General features: G+C 39.0%; 16 protein-coding genes, 1 tRNA gene and 1 riboswitch. Of the genes, 11 read left to right on the forward strand and 6 right to left on the reverse strand.

Going from position 1 to position 21,884, the window contains the following annotated elements:
* Positions 1-84: 84 nt before the first annotated feature.
* Together BMY13_RS04040 and BMY13_RS04045 are read right to left on the reverse strand one after the other, a co-directional pair.
* Positions 85-3,216 carry a M14 family metallocarboxypeptidase gene (locus tag BMY13_RS04040; protein ID WP_175476705.1) on the reverse strand — a complete coding sequence of 1,044 codons (3,132 nt, stop codon included), beginning with the start codon at positions 3,214-3,216 and terminating at the stop codon, positions 85-87.
* 220 nt (positions 3,217-3,436) lie between these two features.
* Positions 3,437-3,509, reverse strand: a tRNA-Ala gene (locus BMY13_RS04045).
* Positions 3,510-3,735: 226 nt separating this feature from the next.
* A riboswitch (cyclic di-GMP riboswitch) is annotated at positions 3,736-3,820 on the forward strand.
* Between the two features lie 120 nt (positions 3,821-3,940).
* Between BMY13_RS04045 and motA the strand changes: the two genes are divergently transcribed.
* Together motA and motB are read left to right on the forward strand one after the other, a co-directional pair.
* Complete coding sequence (motA, locus tag BMY13_RS04050; protein ID WP_092492230.1) at positions 3,941-4,741, forward strand: flagellar motor stator protein MotA; 801 nt, start codon at positions 3,941-3,943, stop codon at positions 4,739-4,741.
* Positions 4,719-5,498 (forward strand): flagellar motor protein MotB, encoded by a 780-nt coding sequence (gene motB / locus BMY13_RS04055; protein WP_092491739.1) that lies wholly within the window; start codon positions 4,719-4,721, stop codon positions 5,496-5,498. The genes motA and motB overlap by 23 nt, the downstream gene beginning before the upstream one ends.
* A gap of 90 nt (positions 5,499-5,588) precedes the next feature.
* On the opposite strand, the gene BMY13_RS04060 is transcribed toward motB, so the two are convergent.
* Together BMY13_RS04060 and BMY13_RS04065 are read right to left on the reverse strand one after the other, a co-directional pair.
* Positions 5,589-5,852: a DUF3006 domain-containing protein gene (locus BMY13_RS04060; RefSeq protein ID WP_092502740.1), complete on the reverse strand. Its 264-nt coding sequence runs from the start codon at positions 5,850-5,852 to the stop codon at positions 5,589-5,591.
* 3 nt (positions 5,853-5,855) lie between these two features.
* Positions 5,856-7,139, reverse strand: coding sequence for an MBL fold metallo-hydrolase (locus tag BMY13_RS04065; RefSeq protein WP_092502742.1), 1,284 nt, complete (start codon positions 7,137-7,139; stop codon positions 5,856-5,858).
* A gap of 246 nt (positions 7,140-7,385) precedes the next feature.
* On the opposite strand from BMY13_RS04065, the gene BMY13_RS04070 reads away from it, so the two are divergent.
* Positions 7,386-7,679, forward strand: a complete 294-nt coding sequence (locus BMY13_RS04070) for a DUF3006 family protein (RefSeq protein ID WP_092502745.1) — start codon at positions 7,386-7,388, stop codon at positions 7,677-7,679.
* A 147-nt stretch (positions 7,680-7,826) separates the two neighbouring features.
* Here the strand turns inward: BMY13_RS04070 and BMY13_RS04075 are convergent, their stop codons facing one another.
* Positions 7,827-9,287 carry a sodium/proline symporter gene (locus tag BMY13_RS04075; protein WP_092502747.1) on the reverse strand — a complete coding sequence of 487 codons (1,461 nt, stop codon included), beginning with the start codon at positions 9,285-9,287 and terminating at the stop codon, positions 7,827-7,829.
* A 98-nt stretch (positions 9,288-9,385) separates the two neighbouring features.
* Positions 9,386-10,552, reverse strand: a complete 1,167-nt coding sequence (locus BMY13_RS04080) for an NAD(P)/FAD-dependent oxidoreductase (protein ID WP_092502749.1) — start codon at positions 10,550-10,552, stop codon at positions 9,386-9,388.
* A gap of 176 nt (positions 10,553-10,728) precedes the next feature.
* On the opposite strand from BMY13_RS04080, the gene BMY13_RS04085 reads away from it, so the two are divergent.
* The 8 genes from BMY13_RS04085 to leuB all read left to right on the forward strand — a co-directional run bounded on the left by BMY13_RS04085 (position 10,729) and on the right by leuB (position 21,865).
* A complete protein-coding gene (locus tag BMY13_RS04085) occupies positions 10,729-11,901 on the forward strand; it encodes a CdaR family transcriptional regulator (RefSeq protein WP_092502751.1) in 1,173 nt (390 codons plus the stop codon).
* 68 nt (positions 11,902-11,969) lie between these two features.
* A complete protein-coding gene (locus BMY13_RS04090; protein ID WP_092502753.1) occupies positions 11,970-12,899 on the forward strand; it encodes an ornithine cyclodeaminase family protein in 930 nt (309 codons plus the stop codon).
* 362 nt (positions 12,900-13,261) lie between these two features.
* Positions 13,262-14,941 carry a dihydroxy-acid dehydratase gene (gene ilvD, locus BMY13_RS04095; protein ID WP_092502755.1) on the forward strand — a complete coding sequence of 560 codons (1,680 nt, stop codon included), beginning with the start codon at positions 13,262-13,264 and terminating at the stop codon, positions 14,939-14,941.
* 953 nt (positions 14,942-15,894) lie between these two features.
* On the forward strand, positions 15,895-17,616 hold the full coding sequence (ilvB, locus tag BMY13_RS04100; protein WP_092502757.1) for a biosynthetic-type acetolactate synthase large subunit: 1,722 nt from the start codon (positions 15,895-15,897) through the stop codon (positions 17,614-17,616).
* Positions 17,613-18,131, forward strand: a complete 519-nt coding sequence (gene ilvN, locus BMY13_RS04105) for an acetolactate synthase small subunit (RefSeq protein WP_092491749.1) — start codon at positions 17,613-17,615, stop codon at positions 18,129-18,131. Before ilvB ends, ilvN begins: the two co-directional genes overlap by 4 nt.
* Positions 18,132-18,171: 40 nt before the next feature.
* Positions 18,172-19,215, forward strand: a complete 1,044-nt coding sequence (gene ilvC / locus BMY13_RS04110) for a ketol-acid reductoisomerase (RefSeq protein ID WP_092502758.1) — start codon at positions 18,172-18,174, stop codon at positions 19,213-19,215.
* Positions 19,202-20,758 (forward strand): 2-isopropylmalate synthase, encoded by a 1,557-nt coding sequence (locus tag BMY13_RS04115; protein WP_092502759.1) that lies wholly within the window; start codon positions 19,202-19,204, stop codon positions 20,756-20,758. The genes ilvC and BMY13_RS04115 overlap by 14 nt, the downstream gene beginning before the upstream one ends.
* Entirely contained in the window at positions 20,759-21,865 is a 1,107-nt protein-coding gene (gene leuB, locus BMY13_RS04120; protein WP_092502761.1) for a 3-isopropylmalate dehydrogenase, read from the forward strand.
* Positions 21,866-21,884: the final 19 nt, after the last annotated feature.

Raw genomic sequence — 21,884 nt, forward strand, 5'->3', positions numbered from 1 at the left:
CTGGAGTTAACAATAGAATGACGTAATTAACTGCAAAAAGAATAATCCTACCAAGTACACTTGGTAGGATTATATGCGTTCAACCTATTTAAGAGCCTCTTTTGCTAGCAATAAACCAATAGAGTTATTTTGTCTCCATATTCGATCATAATAACTTAAAGGTACAGGTTGGTTCCCAACAGGCGGTGAGAGTTCAGGTGTCAAACCAGTTTTTTTCAATGATTCAATTACCCAATCAGTATACCCCCCACCACTTGGATTGGTAGGATGGTAAAGACTATAACCAGTTTTATTACTCACTTTTTCCGCAATTTTCCGATGTTCTTCTCTTAATTTTCCAGTTGAGTTGAAAGCCCAATATAAGATTTCACCAGAAGAATGATAAGCTACGTGTGATTCAAAATTATGTTTTTTGGTGAAATTGTAAAGAGCTTGTACTTCCGGCTCGGTAAGTGGTGCTGTTCCCTTATAATTGTATGGTCCTGGGCTAGAAGCGACGTATCTGATATTTTCCCATTTAGCGGGATATTGTCTATTCAAGTCTACTCCCCTTGAATTGGCCTTCCACGCAGTAAAGTTTGTACTTCCATTATTCAATCTAATTAATTGAGATCTATTATTGAAACCATCCGCCCCAAATTGATTCAAGGTCACTCCGTCGGGATTTACCATAGGTACATAGTAGATTGTCACTTGATTCAGCAATTTGCGAACATTATAGCCATCAATTTTTGTCCCGTTCACAAAAGCTCTACTATACTCATCAATTTGATGCATAACCAAATTTGTTGTAATCCATTCACGAGCATGGTGGGATGAATTGATTGTAATCTTTTTATCCCCATTCCCTACTTTCACTAATGGTATATCCCGTCCTTCCACTGATTTACCGATGACATTAGTACGAATGATTCCTGGATAGGCGTTCTTTAGCTTGGTAATGTCACTAACCATTTGATTGTAGGAATAGACAGTCTTAGGATTGACAATCGGTCCAATATCATCCATCTCATCTACCACATCATTCTTATGAATATAACCAGTATGTGTTTTTCCATCTATAAAAATGATTGCTTCATACCAATTTGATGTAAAGGATTTGAAAATCAATTTCGAACCAAAGCTATATCCCTTCAGTTTCTTTGATTTTCTTGAAGTCTTATTGTAAACAAATGTCTTATCTCTTACTGCTATCCCATCTAAGGTATTCCGACTAGCATTTTCATCTAATACGTCGTTTTTGTGAATGTAACCAGCTTGTGCTTCTCCATTCACATATATCAAGGCTTTATACCAATCTTCCATAAAAGTTTTATAGTATAATAGTTTTCCTTCATTATAAGATTTTAATACGTCCCGCTTCTTACTAGGAGCTGAATAAACGTTTATTTTGGAATGGTATGCATAACCTCTCATACTCTCATGATTATCTACAGGCGTCTCAACATCTTTTTGGTGAATATAACCGATATGCTTTTCTCCATTTTTATAAATTAATGCTTCATACCAATTATTCAAGAATGTTTTATAGTACAATAAGCTACCTTCTTGATAAGATTTCAATGACTTACTAGTCCTGCTTGGACTTGAATAAATTAGCGTTTTGTTTAATGCATAACCTGATAAATTCTCTTGATTTTTCACAGGCTCTTCAATATCACCTTTATGGATATAACCGGTATATTTTACCCCGTTTTTATATATAATTGCTTCATACCATTTACTTAAAAATGTTTTATAGTAAAGCAAACTTCCTTCATCGTAGGATTTCAACGAGCTACTATTTTTACTAGGGTTAGAATGCACATGAGTTTTCTTTACAGCGTATCCTGATGAGCTTTTTTGGTTCTTAACAGGTGACTCCACATCATTGACATGAATGTACCCCGTGCGTTTATCCCCATTCACATAAACCAGTGCTTCATACCAATCTTCTAAATACGTTTTATAATATAGTATTTGTCCAGCCTCATACGACTTCAAGGATGAACTATGTCTACTAGGTCGCTTATATACATTAGTAGTAGAGTTTATCGAGACACCTTTTAGACTTTTTTGGTCTCCAACAGGTTCCTCCACATCAGAAGCGGATATATAACCTGTTTTTGCTTCTTCATTTATATATACTAAAGCTTCGTACCATCCATCAATGAACGTTTTATAATATAATGTTTTACCTTGCGGATAGTTTTTTATTATTTTTGAATTTTTATTTGCATTAGAATATATGTATGTTTTATTTTTTTGCGCAACACCTGATAAAGAGACAGGATTATTGGTAGGCTCTTGTACATCATTCAAATGAATGTATCCTATTCTAGCCTCACCATTTACATATACTAATGCCTCATACCAATTACTCAGAAATGTCTTATAATATAATATGTCACCTTTTGGATAACTTTTTAGTATTTCACTATTCTTGCTTGCAAAGGAATAGATATTAGTCTGACTGTTTGAAGCTATTCCTGACAAACTTTGCTGGTTCTGAACAGGTTCTTCCACATCATCATGAGATATGTAGCCTGTATGCGGTTGACCATCCACGTACACAATAGCTTTATACCAACCACTAATAAAAGCTTGATAATATAAAAGTTTTCCTTTTGGATAACTCTTCAGCGACACAGAGTCCTTAGAAGCTTTGGAGTAAACATGCGTTTTATCATTTAAAGCAATTCCAGAGAAAGAGCTTGGATTGTTCAGTGGCTCTTCTACTTCTTCTGCGATTATGTAACCTGTTGTTTCTTTCCCATCAGCATTTAATGTTATCTCGTACCAACCATTAATGAATGTTTGATAAGATACTAATGTACCTTTTTCAATAGATTTCATTACAATAGAATTCTCAACTGGCTTTTGATAAACGTTCATGACATCAGGAATTACTACACCCTGAAGATCTTGTGTTTCGGGTTCGACCAATGTAACGTCATCTTTATGTACATATCCTTTCTTTGTTTCCTCGCCAATAATTACTTCTACATTTAACCAATTACCGTCATTTTCATCTTTCTGGTAATTGATAATAGTACCCAGTTCATATTCTATTAATACTTCTGATTCAACATCTTTATCGACATATACTTGAAGAGTTCCATCCATAGACACTGCTCTAGATGCTTCCACCTCTTCAGCAGATGTAAAGATAGGTTGACTCACCAATCCCATTAATACAATAAAAAATATAATATTTATTAATAGTTTATACCTCAAAAAACACCCCTCCATAATAATAGTTAGTCTTTATTATATCAGTTCAAAATTAATAAAAAAGGTTCAAAGTAAAGTATTAGTAAAGAATAATATAAAAATTTCATTTATATATTTTATAGTTTGTACCTTTGGTTTTTTCGCACACAACGCAAAAAAACCACTTACATGATGTAAGTGGATATTTCTATTTACCCCTTGATACCACAAGACTTAAGTTGGATGGAGCATAGCGGGCTCGAACCGCTGACCCTCGCGCTGCCAGCACGATGCTCTCCCAGCTGAGCTAATGCCCCGTTGAGTCAGACTTTATTATAAGCATTTTCTTTATTTTTTTCAAGGTATCAGATGATTTTAGAGTATCAGAAGGCGCAATCATACTGGCCACAACACATGTTAAATTTTTCGAAATATTTTTTCTTCCCTTTTGATATTCAACTTTCCGGAATTTTGAACGATATAGTTAGTATGAAACTTCTAAATAAAAATAAGGGTTGATTGATGAGAAAAAAGTTGAATAACCTGCGATAACGGCAAACTTATTGAAAGGTAAGGACGCAGAGCCACGGGTCTAAGGTTTTATGACTATGATCGCCGGGTTACCGAAAAAGGATGAAAAGATTAGTAGTTAAGCTAATTAAAGTCTATCATTTTTGGTAGGCTATTTTTAATTATAGGAAAATCGGGAATTCTCAGTTATTCCCTATCTTCAAGGAGGTACATAATGATGGATAAGACATCAATTATTGGCATTTTTATCGGATTTTTAGCTATTGGGATAGGTATGACACTTAAAGGTGTTAATCCCGCAGCGTTAGTTAATCCTGCTGCTTTTATTATTATATTTTTCGGAACAGCTGCGTCTGTGTGTATTGCTTTTCCAATGGAAACGATTAAAAAGGTACCGAGACTATTTATAATACTATTTAAGGAAGATAAGCAGAACGATGTAAAACAAACTGTTGATAGATTTACTGAATGGGCAGAGCTTACTCGGAAAGAAGGAATACTATCGCTTGAGTCTAAAATAGAACAGGTGGATGACAGTTTTTTGTCGTCAGGCATCCAGTTGGCTGTTGATGGGCAATCAACGGAGTTTATTAGAGAGCTTATGTTAGAAAAAATTGATGCTATGGAAGAGAGACATCAGAAAGGTGTTTCCGTCTTTTCACAGGCTGGTACATACGCTCCGACGCTTGGTGTGTTGGGGGCGGTTGTCGGTTTAATTGCTGCTTTAGGTGATATGAATGATATGGAGGCTTTAGGACATGCTATCTCTTCAGCTTTTATCGCAACTCTGTTTGGTATATTTTCTGGTTATGTATTGTGGCACCCTTTTGCAAACAAACTTAAAGAGAAATCAAAAAAAGAGGTGCTGATGAAACAAATCATAATTGAAGGTGTCTTATCCATAACAAATGGTGAATCCCCACAGCTGATTCGGGATAAATTAAGTTCATATTTATCTCCAAAAGAGTTATCGAAGTTAGACCAGGAGGGATCAGATGCGCAGAAAGAAAAAGAATGATGAAACTCATATGAGTGAATCCTGGTTGCTTCCTTATGCGGATTTATTAACGCTGCTCCTGGCATTATTCATAGTTTTATTTGCGATGAGTGAGCTAGATGCAAAAAAATATGAGGAGCTCTCTCGCGTGTTTAATAGTGAGTTTTCCGGGGGCGATGGGATACTAGAAGAAAGTAATAGCACAGTAGAGATGCCTCAGGATGTGGAAGAAGATGAAGAGGAGACTGAAAAACCTGAGGAAGAGGAAAAAGAAGAAAAGTTAAGTGACAGTGAACAAGAGTTAAATAGATTGGAATTGCTGCAGAAGAGAATAAATGAATATATAACTGAAAACAATCTTGCCGAAAAGTTAGGAACAAAGTTAACTGGAGAAGGATTATTAGTTACTATTATCAATGATGTAACATTTGATTCTGGAAGCGCGGTGGTGAGGGGAGAAGGCAGGAAAATTGCAAGTGCTATATCAACCTTTTTGTACACGGATCCACCACATCAAATAGTAGTCAGTGGACATACAGATGAACGGCCAATTCGTACTAGTAAATTCTCATCGAATTGGGATTTAAGTGTCATGCGAGCGGTTAACTTCATGCGTTTAATACTAGAGAATGACAAACTTGACCCAAGAACATTCAGTGCAAAGGGGTTTGGTGAACATAAACCACTAGTACCGAACACCAATGATCAAAATCGGGCAAAAAACAGACGAGTAGAAGTGCTGGTATTGCCTAATTATGATATTAAAGAAGAATTGTAGTGGTGCCTGTCACTTCCCGATTTTTGTCAATTTTTATCGATAATTAAACTTAAAGCCGGAGTCCATATAGGATTTCGGCTTTTCTTATTATTACTTCTTCTTAAACTTACTCCCTTTACTTTTTGCACGTAATTTTGCCATTAAATCAGATGTTTCTTCAGCTTCCTTTTGGGTGGTTGCTTCATCAATCGAAACAATCTGGTACTTATCGTCTATTTTTTCCATGTTGAAGTACGTATTTTCGCTGCTGCCATCAGGTAATTCATCAACCGGAATGACTACTTCTTCCTTGGTTTCCTCAATGAGGATGACGGCTTTGTTATTGTCTTCAAATCGATCTAGTATTCCTCTCATGTTTTATCCTCCTGTACATGCTAAGCCTTGGCTTTTGATATCGGCTATCCGCGATGGACCAATTCCACTAACATCTGTTAAATCATCTACTGATTGATATGGACGTAATTTCATCAAATCCTCTGCACGTGCCGGACCGATATGGATAATTTCCTGCAATTTATTAGATGATGCATTGTTGATGTTAATACAGTCCCTAGTTGCTGTCTTATTTTCCGTGCTAGTTGATTGATCATTTGTATCATTATTGGATGAGTTATCTAAGGAATCGCTGTTACTTGGGCTGATTGTGCCATCTTCTTTTGTTTGGATGGTATAGTCTTTTCCATCTGTTGTTACAACAATCGTTCCATGAACATCAGTACCATATAATTTGATCCCAGCGTTTTGAATAAGTGAAATCACTTCGGCGTGAGGGTGTCCATATTGGTTATCTGCTCCTGCACTGTAAATGGCTATTTCAGGACTTACTGCATCAATAAAGGCTGGATTACTGGATGTGTTGGATCCGTGGTGTCCTAATTGCACAATGTCAGCATTAACATTATTTCCGCTGTTTACCATTTCCATTTCGCTATCACGATCAGCATCGCCAGTGAACAGGAAGCTCATGTCGCCATATGTGAATTTTGCGGAAATGGATTCTTCGTTTGTGTTGCCAGAAATACTGATAGGATGGAGAACGGTTATGTCCATCGTACCAATTTCAAACGTGTCTCCGGTTCTTGGCTCATCGTAGTTAGCATCACTTGCCAGAACAGCTTTCATACCTTGTTGAAATGTTTGTGATGAACTTTCATTTCCAGACATCCAAACTTCGCCAACATCAAATGTGTTCATGACATCTGCCAATTGCCCGGAGTGATCAGCATCAGCATGACTGACAATGAGCACATCGATAGAAGAAACATCTTGTGCTAAAAGGTAGTTAGCCACCTCATTTCCTTGCCAATCTCCAGTATCAAATAATATAGTGGATTGCTCACCATTACTCTTATATTGAAAAAGGGTAGCGTCAGCTTGTCCAACATCGATGTAGTGAACCTTCAGATCTGATAATGAATTGCTCTTTTTATCAGGTTTATCATCTGAAATTGGTTTGGTAGTTCCATCGGTTTCGCTTTGGATTGAATCTTGCTCTTTCGGTTTCTCCTTATCCTGTAATGATTCTTTTACTGATTCCGAATGGTTTGTGATCTTTTGTTGATCAGTTGAACCTTGATCTGTGTTTTGGCCGCATGCTACCAGAATAGCGAAAATTAGAATAAATAAATATTTTTTGGTCATCTTAATGTCTCCCCAATCGCCTAACTATTGCTTATCTTTAAGCGTATCAGAGCTATTAGGGGAAATCTATATACAAAATGATCATAATTGATTTTTGAACTGAGTTTTGTACGTGAAAATTAAATTTTTTCTAAGGAAAAAATTTAATTTTCCCTTAGATGTCTGCTCCGCTTTTCCAATTATAGTTATGTGCTAATTGCGATCTATCTTGTCATAATAGAAAAAAGTTAAACAAGGAGCCAACTTATGAATATTGTCTGGAAGTATTACCTGTTGGTACTGTATTTGTTGTCATTGACTTACCTGGATTCTGACGTCAATTCAGAACTGATTGCAGCCGGAGTATTGGACCGAATTGAAGATGGTAATCAGGCCGTTATTTTACTGGAAGAATTGCAGCAAGAACTTGTTGTATCGATGCATACATTACCACCTGGGAGTACACCAAATACATGGCTCCAGATTAAAATGCGTGGTGCCTGCGATTTGCCGGTATTTAGCGAATTTTGTCTGATCGGAATAACTAAATTAATCAAGTAGTTCTATTTATACTACAATCGAACGTGAAACAAAAAAAGTGGCATCTTTCAGGAAAAAAAATTTTACTTGTTATGCCACTTTCTTGACTTGAGGTTCGATTATTATAGTAAGAGGAAGCACCTAAGGCACTTCCTCCTACTAAATTCATTACAATGCTTCTTCCGTTGGACCTAACTCTATCTTCTCGTCCTTATCTGGCATTAATAAGCTAAATACGATACCGAAAAATAGAGCTATGAAAAAGGTAGAGAACTTTGATGTGATCATTTCTTCAAGTGGTGTGCTAATCCAAATTAATGTAGATATTAAGCCTGATAGGATAGTAGCAATAACACCAGCACCCGAGTAACGTTTCCAGAAAAATGTCATTAGAATAGCTGGTGACAGTGTACACCCGACTCCTGCCCAGGCCCAGCTGACAACAAGATAAAGCAACGATTCAGATACGAGAGCAATTGTCATTCCAACTAATCCGAAAAATACAACAGAAGCACGCGAGATCCAGATTAATTGTTTCTCGGTTAAATCGATACCCATTGCTTTGTGAATAATATCCTCACTGACAGAACTTGTAACAACCATTAGCTGTGAATCAGCAGTGGTGATAATTGCAGCCAAGATTCCTGCAAGTAGAATTCCGGCAATCCAAGGAGGCATTAAGTCCAGAATCATAGTAGGCAGAATGATTTCGACATCGGCAAAAGATCCCTGACTATACATCGCAATTGCACATATACCGATTAGGAATGCCCCGCTGTAAGCGAGAACTGTCCATATGATTGCAACTACACTGCCTTGATTAGCTTCTTTATCATTTTTAAGGGCCATGAAACGAGCGCTAAGCTGTGGCTGTCCCCCTAAAAATCCAAAGAACCATGAGAAGTTGTTGAAGAATAATACGCCAAGAGCAAATCCAGTCAAACCACCAAACCAATTATTGTACGAATTACCTGCATCAGCAAGTGATTGACTGATTGATAAGTCGTTTGTGTTAATGTAAATAAGTGCGACAATCGGTAAAATAACTAAGGTGATTAACATCATGATACTTTGAATCATATCTGTCCAAACTACTGATATAAAACCGCCAGCAAATGCAATAATAATTATGATAATAGTAGCTAGAATAACGCCAGCTGTGGGGGACATACCAAATGTTGTGAAGAGCATTTTGCCAGCACCAGCCATTTGTGCGCCTACATAAAACATTAGAAATCCCGCAATAAGGATACTTGTCAGCCAGCGAATAATATTGGCTTTTTCACCAAAACGTGCTGCAAGGTAATCTGGGAGTGTGAGGACGTTATATTTATTGGTCTCCCTCATAAATTTCTTGGCTAGGAATAGCCAGGCAAATAAAATACCAATTGCGATACCGGCAGCTACCCAAACCCCTGATAACCCTGTCATAAATACAAAACCGGTATACCCTAAGAGTAACCATGCTGATTCACCAGTTGCACGTTCGGAAAAGGCAAGTGCCCATCCAGGTAACTTTTTTCCACCCAGTAAAAAATCGGAATGTGTCTTACTTTTTTTACTGAAATAGTAACCAATAGTCAATATTACTAAGCAATACAGAATAAATTCGATTAATATTATATTCATTCGTAAAACCTCCATTTTTTGTAATCGCTTACATAATACTAGTGCATAAATCTTAGCTTGAGACCGTTAAATCATCCTCCTTCTATAGTCGATATAGATTACACTATTGCACCTTCAATAAGTAAATCTTTTTCTTCAAAACGTTCAAATCGGAGCGGTGATAAATTAAGTGTTTGATAGTTTCCTGTACGGATTAATTCGGACAAACCTTTACCCACAGCTGGCGCCTGCTGCATACCATGTCCACTGAACCCACAGGCTAAATAATAACCATTTACTTCTGGATGTTCACCGATAATCGCATTTTGATCCTCTGTATTATGGCTGTACATTCCTGCCCAGCCACTGATGACCTTTGCGTATAGAAAATTATCAATCCGATGTCCGAGAATAGGCCATAATTGCTCCAGGAAAAGTTCGCGGGACCATTTAAAGTCGATTCCTGGTTTGACTTTTTCCGAGAACCCTACAATCAGACTCTGTCCTTCATGACGAAAATAAACCCCAGTCGGGTCAACAGTTAGAGGCAGTTTATGTGTTAAAGGTTCTGCAATGTCAAACTGGATAATCTGCCTTTTTAATGGAATAACAGGCACAGGACAGTTAATTGTTTCACTTAATGCTGGTGCCCAAGGGCCGGCACAATTTATAACGATTGGTGCGTGATATGTATCGCCATTTTCTAATTGTACACCGGTAACACCCTGATTGTTTTTTATTATCGTTTCAACTGGTTCATATACATAAGAGGCCCCAAGCTGTTTTGCCTTTTTGGCATAGCCTTGCATGACCGAATAGGGATCAAGATATCCGTCTTCTGCACAATACAACCCTCCTTGTAAATCATCTGTGTTTAATTCAGGAATAATGGTTACTAATTCCTCAGGTGACAAAAATTCAGATGGAACACCATATTCGCGTTGTAAGTTCGCTTGCTTTTGTAATTGATCCATGTTTTCATTTTTAGCTAGGAATAAATAGCCTCGTTGCTGAAAGTCTATTTCAGCCTGTTCACCGTTGATTGCCATGTCTTCAGGAAATGTTTTGTATCGTTCTAAACTGTAGCGACTAATTTGAATGTTGATTGCTGTGGTGAATAACTGGCGGATGCCTCCAGCACTTCTAGGCGTTGAGGAAAATTCATATATAGGGTCTTTTTCAAAAACTGTTATCTTGCCTGTGTAACCATCATTTAGCAGGTTATAAGCAACACTCGAACCGATTACACTCCCACCAATAATGATGATATCTGATGTTTTTTGCATTAAATCACCTCTGATTAATAGTTAGATAATTCTTAACATTTTATTTATAACGTATTTTTCACAGTAAAGTCTATGGGCACTTTACACAAAATTAGTAGTGGAAAGTGAAGTGTATTATTATTTAAAATATTGTGATAATATTAAAGTGAACAGGTTATGTGAGGGAGGAAACTGTGATGGAAGGCTTTGTACAATTTGCACAAAATACAGTGAAAACGGTTTCAGAAATATTGCCATTTCCAATTAGTGTAAGTGATGAACAAGGTTATATAATCGGAGATACAAATCCTTTGCGAATTGGAACGATACATACACCCTCAATTGAGGTTATCAAAGCTAATAAAGTCATTTTATTTACTGAAGAAAAAACAATCCATATGGATAATGTATTGCCAGGAGTTGCTGTTCCTCTTAATTTTGAAAACAAGCCTGTTGGTGTCCTTGGTATTATTGGAAATCCGCAAGAAGTTGAATCCTATGCGTATCTGGTGAAGAAATATGTGGAGATGATGTGGCAGGAAACACTCCATGTTCAAATTGAGAATTTGGAAGCTATGACATTGGAATCGTTTGTCCAGTATATTCTATTAAATGAATCTATTAATCATGAACAAATCAGTCATTATTGTGAGTTGCTTCATATTGAACCAAATTGGAAGCGTACTTGTATTGTAATAGATATCGGTGACTATTTATTGAAGAATATGCAAGATAAACATGGACATATCCCGCCAGAGCGCATGAAAAAAACAATACTGGACTGTATTGTTCGCGCATTTAGCGGGAATCAACAAGATATATGTGCGTTCTTAAACACTGAGAGAATTGTATTTTTAAAGTGTACTAATAGTGAAGAAGATTTTCAGAAGTTTATGAATGACTTTAGGAATTGCAGCATTCATTTGTTGGAAATGTTTCAGGTATATAAACTCAGTGATGTAATTATTGCCTCGGGAAATATCTGCTCGTCGCTGGACCATGTAGCTCAATCATATTGGGAAGCAGATTCGCTTATAAAATTCTCGCATGAATCCATGATCACACCAAAAATTTATTCTTATTTCGATTGGGATATATTAATTGAGATGCTTCCACATCAGCTGGGTTTAAACATGCAAAAGATACTTGTTCAGCGCTTGAAACCACTTATAAACGATGATGCATTTTCACAGCTAAAACATGATTTCATCACTTACTGCAATAACAATATGAATATAAGTAAAGCAGCTGAAGATTTATTTATCCATCGCAACACGTTAATCTATCGTCTGAAAAAAATTAATAATATTACAGGCCTCGACACAAGCTGTTTCGAACATTGCACACTACTGTATTTTGTGCTGAAATAGGATGGTTGTTTACATATTATGTTAAGGTAAAATACATAATTTTATGAAAATAAAGGAGGACGTATGGCATGTTATCAAGTAAAGAAATAAACAAAGCGATATCGATGAGGGAAGTAATAAGTTCTATCGAAGACTATTACTTGCAGGATAAGTCTAGTAATGAGATAACTCCTGATCGTATGCATATTGATGATGAGGATAACACAGCGTTATTAATGCCGGCATTTTATGGGGATTACTATTCAACAAAATTAGTAGGTGTTGCACCCAACAATACGAAGCTGGATAAGCCGACGATACATGGGTTAATGGTGCTTTATAATCGTAAAACACTTGAACCTCTTATGACGTTTGATGCAATGCCAATAACTGCATTACGTACTGGGGCACTTGGTGGACTTGGGATGAAATATCTATCAGATCAGCATGCCTCCTCGATTGGAATTATTGGCACGGGTACCCAAGGATGGAGTCATTTGCAATCAGCATGCGCTGTGCGAACAATTGATACAGTATATGTCTATAATCGCAGTAGCAAAAAATTAAATGATTTCATTTCAAAAGCAGAAAAAGAGTTCCCTGATTTAACTGTACAGGAGGCTGGATTGGCCGAACTAATCATAAATTCAGATATTGTTATTACTACGACAACATCCAAAACACCGGTCTTGCCTAATATGGAGCCATCGGTTTGGAAGGGGAAACTAGTTGTGGCAGTTGGATCTTTTAAGACTTCCATGCAGGAACTTCCTGATTCTTTTCTATCAGCAGTAGATGAGTTTTATGTTGATGCATCTAGTGCATTCCACGAGTCGGGGGATATGATTCGAGCGAAACAATTTGGAGCAAATGAAAGCAGTACAATGTCATTAGAAAAAATGATTAAGGAACGACATAGGCCGAACGATATTTCAGACAAAACTTTATTGTTTAAGTCTGTTGGTATAGGTATTTTTGATTTGATTACGGCTAAAGTCATCTATGAAAAAAACAGCTAATGCAAAATTATTTTAAGTTACCAAAATTAAAGGTAGGATAGCATATCTAGCAGTATTACTTTATAGCAGTCAGTTAAGAAATACTTTCCAACTGCCTAGGTGAACTAACTCACTCGCCATAATGGCCTTACACTTCAAGTATAAGGGGCCCTAAGAAAGCAAAATACGCTTTTATAAAAATTTCTTTAAAGAATGTCAAGTTTTCTAAGCAATTTAGCACTATTCTATCATTTTCATATTAAGTCTTCCTCTCTATCTTTGCATCATTATTCTAAAAAATACCTTTTCATTTTCAGCTGTTAGTGGTAGAATTTTATATTAAATTATTAGAATAGTTTTACAAAAGAAAGGTGGGGCTTGTTATGGGAAAAGACTTACGGATAAAGAGTAATGTTTTCAGTGATAGTTTTTTGAGAGCACCGAACCGTGCGATGCTTCGTGCAGTTGGTGTTACGGATGATGATTTTAAAAAGCCAATGATTGGTGTTGCAAGTACGTGGAGTGAGGTAACGCCCTGTAACATCCACCTGAACGATTTGGCGATGAGTTCCAAGAAAGGTGCTAAAGAAGCTGGCGGTGTTCCACTTATGTTTAACACGATAACTGTTTCTGATGGTATTTCCATGGGTACGAGTGGTATGCGTTATTCACTTCCAAGCCGGGATCTTATTGCAGATTCTATTGAAACGGTGACTGGTGCAGAAAGCTTAGATGGACTTGTGGCAATTGGTGCCTGTGATAAAAATATTCCCGGTTGTATGATTGGGATTGCTAATAGCGAGGTACCGTCTGTTTTCGTATATGGCGGAACAATTTCCCCTGGTTCCCACGGTGGAAAAGATATTGATATTGTGTCGGTGTTTGAAGGAGTTGGTAAACACAGCAACGGTGACATTGATGATCAGGAATTAAAAGCGATTGAATGTAATGCATGTCCTGGTGCCGGTGCCTGTGGTGGGATGTATACGGCGAACACGATGGCGTCAGCTGTGGAAGCAATGGGCATGAGTTTGCCTGGTAGTTCGTCGAATCCTGCTGAATCAAAGGAAAAAGCAGCTGATTGCGCTGCTGCAGGTGAAGCTGTGTATCATTTACTGGAAAAAGGTATTTATCCAAAAGATATTATGACTAAAAAAGCATTTGAGAATGCAATAACGGTAGTGATGGCATTGGGCGGATCGACAAATGCGGTCCTTCATTTGCTGGCGATGGCCCATGCGATTGATGTTGATCTGACCATTGATGACTTTAACAGGATGCAACTTAAAGTACCGCACCTTGCTGATATGAAGCCAAGTGGCAAATATGTGATGCAGGATCTACATAATGCAGGTGGTGTGCAGGCAGTCATGAAGCTTCTTTATGAAGAAGGGTATTTGCACGGGGATTGTTTGACGGTAACTGGAAAAACAGTTGCCGAGAATTTAGCTGAGGCACCTCCATTGCAGGATGATCAGAAAGTAATTATGCCATTTGATAACCCTAAGCGTGCGGATGGTCCATTGATTGTTCTGAAAGGTAATTTAGCCCCACGCGGCGCAGTAGCGAAAGTTTCCGGTGTGAAAGTCAGTCGTCATACTGGTCCGGCACGTGTGTTTAATACGGAGAACGAGGCTTCGGCGGCAATTAGTGAGAATAAGATTGCTGAGGGTGATGTGGTAGTCATCCGCTATGTCGGTCCAAAAGGTGGCCCCGGTATGCCTGAGATGCTGTCAATCTCAAGTTTGCTTGTTGGTAAGGGACTTGGTGAAAAAGTGGCATTGTTGACTGACGGCAGATTTTCCGGTGGTACACATGGTCTTGTAGTAGGTCATATTGCACCAGAAGCACAGGATGGCGGTCCAGTAGCGCTTTTACAAGAAAATGATCTTGTTACGATTGATTCGGAGCAAAAGGAAATTTCTTTTGAGATTTCTGAAGATGAATTACAGCGCCGCAGGGATGAATGGACGGATCCACCTATGTATAAAAAAGGTGTCTTAGGTAAATATGCTCATACGGTTTCTTGTTCTTCAAAAGGAGCAGTGACTGATTTTAAATAGTTTTTTGATGCCCCGGATAATACCGGGGTTATTTTTTGGTGGTTAAGAATCTATAGAACTTCGATCGGATATGTTTATCAACCGGAAATTGGATATATCAACCGAAAAGGAAGGGTATCGACTTGAAATTTGGCTTATCAACCTGAAACCGGATATATCAACCAGATGTATGGTTTACCAACCGTAATGGAAGGATATCGACTTGAAATTTAGTTTATCAACTGGAAAATGAATATATCGACCTAAATGTGAACTTCAACCGGATATCTGAACTTCATCCCAATATCGAGAACTTCAACCAGATATCAAAAACTTCAACCTTATAGCGGACAAATCTCCCCTTTTACACTGTAATGTAAATGTAATATATGCACGAAATTCTTATCGTAATCATAATGTAAACGCATTCAAACTATTTGACTAATCAAAAGTATCAAAAAATTTTCAAAAAGTGGTTGACCTTTGCTGTGAAACGGTATAATATTATCGACAATATAAAATTTTCAGATACAAATAATATCATCAACTCGATGATGGGAATAAAGGAACATGGCCCATGTTTTTACAGAGATCCGGGGTTGCTGTAAGCCCGGAATTACATGTTGTTCTGACATCGTCCCTGAGTGCAGAATTGAAAGGGTTGCAAATAAAGCTCCCCATTAGATTCTGTCAGGTATACACGGGTATACCTGTTATCAAAAAAAGCTGTTTGTCAGCTTAGTGAGGCAGGATTCGTGAGGATGCTGTAAACTTGGGTGGTACCGTGAAAAGAGACTCTTTTCTCCCCATTCATTCTGCTTATTGGCAGGTGTGTGGGGAAAGAAGGGTCTTTTTTTTTATAAGCAATTTTAGAAAGTATAAAAAGCTTTCTTATGCATAATTGAAACTAAGGCTCGCCAAATTGGCGATAAGCCAAGTTTTCTAAAAAATTAATTTTAAGGAGGCATGCAATAGTGAAAGTGGAGGCGAAACCTGAAATGGTAAGTGTAACAGAAAAGATGACCGGTGCTGATGTGTTGATGAATGCTCTTGTAGAGGCTGGTGCCGATACAATTTTCGGTTATCCAGGCGGGGCGGTACTCCCTATTTATGATGCGTTGTATCGAAGTCAAGCATCTTTTCAGCATGTGCTGTCACGGCATGAACAGGGATCGGTTCATGCGGCTGAAGGGTATGCAAGGGTTACGGGTAAACCAGGCGTTGTGATGGCGACATCTGGACCGGGAGCAACGAACCTGATAACAGGTATTACCGACGCGATGATGGATTCGTTACCGCTAGTCGTATTTACCGGGCAGGTAGCAAGTGGTGTAATTGGAACGGATGCTTTTCAGGAGTCGGATGTGCTGGGGATTACGACTCCAATTACCAAATACAATTATCAAGTAAAACGTGTATCTGAAATACCCAGGATCGTGAAAGAAGCTTTTTATATTGCTGCTTCAGGAAGACCAGGACCTGTTGTGATTGATATACCAAAAGATGTATCAGCAGCTGTAACGACAGAGACATTTTCCAGTGATTTTCATTTACCTGGATATCAGCCAACCAAAAAGCCTAACCCGTTACAAATTGTTAAACTAGCTGACGCTCTAAGCCGTGCGGAAAAACCGGTTATTCTCGCTGGAGCGGGTGTTCAATTTGCAAATGCGTCTGAGAACTTAAAGCAGTTTGCGGAGAAACATCAGCTACCGGTAGTAACAACATTACTTGGTCTAGGAACTTATCCGGGATCAGAGAAGTTATCACTTGGAATGGGCGGAATGCATGGAACGTACGCGGCGAATATGGCGATTTATGAAAGTGACTTATTAATTAATATTGGTGCAAGGTTTGATGATCGCTTGACCGGAAACTTAAAACATTTTGCGCCAAATGCGAAGGTAGCACATATTGATATTGACCCTGCTGAGATCGGCAAGAATATTAAGACGGAAATTCCTGTTGTTGCTGATGCGGATGAAGCGTTGAAGATGTTACTGGAAAAGGCTGTTCCGGCTATGCATCATGAACCTTGGCTGAAAAAGCTGCATGTAAATAAAACAGATTATCCTTTGTGGTATGAACAGTCGGATAAAGAAATATCGCCACAATGGCTGATAGAACAGGTTTATAAACAATCGTCAGGAAAAGCAATTGTTACGACTGACGTCGGACAGCATCAAATGTGGGCAGCGCAATTTTATAAAATGGAAAAACCAAATCGTTGGGTGACATCAGGAGGTCTCGGAACAATGGGATTCGGATTTCCCGCTGCAATTGGTGCACAACTTGGAGCGCCTAAGGATCTTGTTGTTGCGTTAGTAGGTGACGGAGGCTTTCAGATGACTTTTCAGGAACTTTCTGTAGTAAAGGAACGAAACCTACCTGTTAAAGTAATCATTGTTAATAATGAGGCGCTCGGAATGGTAAGGCAGTGGCAGGAAAGTTTTTATGAGGAACGTTACTCTGAATCAGTTTTTTCATCAAATCCTGATTTTGTGAAACTAGCTGAAAGTTACGGGATCCGTGGGATGAAGATCGACAAGGAAGCGGATGTAACAGAAAGATTGCAGGAAGTTTTTGCATATGATGGACCGGTTGTTGTTGATTGCCGAGTTGTTCAATTATCAAATGTGTATCCGATGATTGCCCCAGGAAAAGGAATTCACGAAATGGTAGGGGTGACAAAATGAGACGAATTATAAGTGCAACAGTTCAGAATCGAGGAGGCGTACTAAATCGAGTAACCGGGATGATGCATAAGCGGCAATTTAACATCGAAAGTATTTCAGTTGGTGCATCCGAAACAGAAGGCATATCGAAAATGACCTTTGTTGTCGAGGTAGGTGATCATCAGAAACTGGAGCAGCTGACCAAACAGCTCAACAAACAAATTGATGTATTGAAAGTATCGGATATTACAGAAAAGGCGATTGTTGCAAGGGAACTAGCATTGATAAAGGTGAAAGGGAGCGGCCAATTGCGTGCAGAAATTCAAGGAGTAATTACTCCGTTTCGGGCATCCATCATTGACGTTTCCCGGGAAAGCCTGACGATTCAGGTCACCGGTAAACCTGATAAGGTTGAAGCGTTAATTTCATTATTACGGCCATACGGAATTAAAGAGCTTTCCAAAACTGGTGTAACTGCATTCCTAAGAGGGCAGCAGCCACAGCAGGTAACCGAAATCAATTCGTTTCCAGTGTAAAGAATGTTAAATTAAAAAAACTTTGAGGAGGATGTTTCAGATGGCAAAAGTATATTATGAAAAAGAAATCGATAAGCAGGTATTGCAAGAAAAGAAAATCGCGGTGGTAGGTTACGGATCACAAGGGCATGCACATGCATTAAACCTTAGAGAGAGCGGGTATGACGTTGTAGTTGGTCTAAGGCCAGGAAAATCGCAACAAAAAGCAGAGGAAGACGGCTTTAAGGTCTATTCTGTTGCTGATGCTGTTAAGGTTGCTGATGTTGTTATGGTGCTGCTGCCGGATGAACATCAGACAGAGGTTTACGAAGCAAGCATTAAGCCAAACTTGCAGACGGGTAATGCAATGGCGTTCGCGCACGGGTTTAACATTCATTTTAATCAAATTGTTCCACCTTCAGATGTTGATGTCTTCCTTGTTGCTCCAAAAGGTCCAGGACATCTGGTTCGCCGGACTTACGAGGGAGGTGCTGGAGTCCCAGCATTGTATGGTGTTTTCCAGGATGTTACCGGCAATGCCAAGCAACTGTCACTTGCCTATTCTCAAGGAATTGGCGCAGCAAGAGCGGGTGTTCTTGAAACGTCATTTCAGGAAGAGACGGAGACAGATTTGTTTGGTGAGCAAGCAGTACTTTGCGGTGGACTTACAAATTTAATAAAAGCTGGGTTTGAGACATTGACTGAAGCAGGGTATCAGCCTGAAGTAGCCTATTTTGAATGTATGCATGAAGTGAAACTGATTGTAGATCTGCTGTATGAAGGTGGACTTGAAAATATGCGTTATTCAGTTTCTGATACCGCGCAATGGGGTGATTTTGTTTCAGGACCACGAGTCATCAACGATGAAACAAAAGCCCGCATGAAAGAAGTGCTTTCTGAAGTTCAATCAGGTGAATTCGCGAAAGGCTGGATTTTGGAAAACAAGGCAAACCGTCCTCAATTCTATGCAATCAATGCCTTGGAAAACCAGCATCCGATTGAAAAAGTTGGAAAGGAGCTCCGTGATTTAATGCCTTTTGTAAAACAGCCATTACAAGCAACAAAAGAAAAGCAAAAGGATGTGAATGTGCATGTCACAAATTAAAATTTTTGATACAACTTTGAGAGACGGTGAACAATCACCGGGAGTAAATTTAAATAAACTTGAGAAGCTGGAAATCGCCAGACAGCTTGAGAAATTGGGTGTTGACCGGATGGAGGCAGGTTTTCCTGCTTCTTCCCAGGGTGACTTTGAAGCAGTAAAAGCAATTGCTGAAACCATCAAAGGAACATCGGTTACGGGACTTGCAAGGGCAGTGAAATCAGATGTCGACAAGGCATGGGATGCGCTGAAATATGCAGAGGAACCGTGCCTTCATATCTTTTTGGCAACTTCACCGATTCATATGACATATAAGCTGAAACAAACACCTGAGCAAGTGATTGAAACAGCGGTGGATATCGTCGCATATGCAAGGCAAAAGTTTCCGCAAGTGGAGTGGTCAGCTGAAGATGCTTCGCGGTCAGACTGGAATTTCCTTGCACAGATAATTGAGCAAGTGATTGATGCTGGTGCCACAGTGATTAATTTACCGGATACTGTCGGTTACACGACTCCAAAAGAATATGGGGAGCTATTTCAATTTATTAAAGAAACAGTACCTAATATTGATCAGGTAGATTTATCCTGTCACTGCCATAATGATTTGGGTATGGCGGTTGCCAATTCGATTGCTGCTGTGGAAAACGGTGCTACTCAGGTAGAAGGAACGATAAATGGTATTGGAGAACGTGCTGGTAATGCATCATTAGAAGAATTGGCTGTAGCATTCGAAATTCGGTCTGATCAATATCCTTATACAACCGGGTTGAAGCTTAATGAGATAAAGCGTACGAGTGACCTTATTGCGAAGTTATCTGGAATGTTTGTCCAGGCAAATAAGGCGGTTGTTGGCCGTAACGCATTTTCACATGAAGCTGGTATCCATCAGGATGGCGTTCTAAAAAACAAGGAAACATACGAAATTATTACACCAGAAATGGTTGGAGTTCAGTCAAATACACTATTTCTTGGAAAACATTCCGGGCGTCATGCGTTCCAGGATAAAGTAAAGTCACTGGGATTTGAGCTAGCTGAGGAAAATTTGAAAAAGGCATTCTATCAATTTAAACAACTAACTGATCGTAAGAAAGAAGTAACTGACGATGATATTTTTACAATTTTGATGGAAATACAAACAGATCAATCTGGTGCTGCTAAGTATCGAATGGAAATGTTCCAGGTGCAATACGGTACAGCGAATATCCCTACAGCAACAGTATCATTGACTACACCTGAAGGGAATAAGGTTCAGAATGCTCGTACAGGTCAGGGAAGTGTTGAAGCACTATATAACACATTGGATAGCCTAATCGAACAGGAATTGCAATTAGTTGATTATCAACTGAACTCAGTTGGACGCGGAAAAGATGCACTTGCTGAATCACATGTACAGCTTTTGGTAAATGGAGAATCAATGAATGGACGTGGAACAGCACAGGATGTTGTTGAGGCGTCGGCAAATGCTTTTTTAAATGCTGTGAACCGCTACATGATTCAATATCATATATCAAAGCCGAAAGAAGAGGCTGTTAAAGGAGGATATTAAATGAATAAACAGGTTGTTTTGCTGCCAGGAGATGGTATTGGTAAAGAAGTGATGGAGTCAGCGAAGTTAGTACTGAATACGGTTGCTACAGAATACGGCCACCGTTTTGCTTTTCATGAACATGCCATAGGTGGAGATGCGATTGACCGCTATGGCAACCCGCTGCCGGATGATACGTTGAAGGCTTGCCATCAGGCTGAAGCTGTATTACTAGGGTCTGTTGGGGGAAAGAAGTGGGATAATCTCCCGGCAAACAAGCGGCCTGAAAAAGGATTACTTGGAATTAGGAAACAATTGGGTCTGTTTGCGAATTTGCGGCCAATCAAGAGTTTTCCGGCATTAGAACATGTTTCTCCACTGAAGCAAGAAGTTATCAGTGGAAGTGACATTTTAATCATTCGTGAATTAACAGGTGGTCTGTATTTTGGGCAGCCTAGTGAACTGCGAGAAAATGGGCAGGCAGCTGTTGATACACTTTATTATCAGCGCTATGAAATCGAACGTATTGTTGATAAAGCATTCCAAAGTGCACGAAAACGACGAAAGCATTTAACTTCAGTGGATAAAGCAAATGTGCTGGAATCAAGCCGTCTTTGGCGGGAAGTTGTAGAGGAAAAGCGGCAGCAGTATCCGGATGTAACGGTGGACCATCTGCTAGTTGACGCTGCTGCAATGAAGCTTGTTACAAGTCCTGATCAGTTTGACGTTATGGTTACGGAGAATTTATTTGGCGATATTTTAAGTGATGAGGCATCCGTTTTAACTGGTTCGCTTGGAATGCTGCCGTCCGCAAGTGTACGTTCAGACGGTGTCGGTCTTTACGAGCCAGTTCATGGTTCTGCGCCTGATATTGCAGGACGTGGAATGGCCAATCCAATTGGGATGATTCTGTCAGCGGCTATGATGCTTCGCCATTCTTTTAACATGGAAGAGGAGGCTGCTGAGATTGAATCAGCAGTAAATGATACGTTAAATGAAGGCTATCATACAGCTGATTTGAATAGAGAAGGCGGAAAACTTGTTGGTACCGCCGAGATGACAGAGGCAGTTATAGAAAATATCACGACTAAAAGCGTTTCAGACAGTATTTGCAGTTCATATTTTTAAAGAGAGAGGAGGTATTCCT

It is taken from the genome of Virgibacillus subterraneus (assembly GCF_900110695.1).
Taxonomy (GTDB): domain Bacteria; phylum Bacillota; class Bacilli; order Bacillales; family Amphibacillaceae; genus Lentibacillus; species Lentibacillus subterraneus.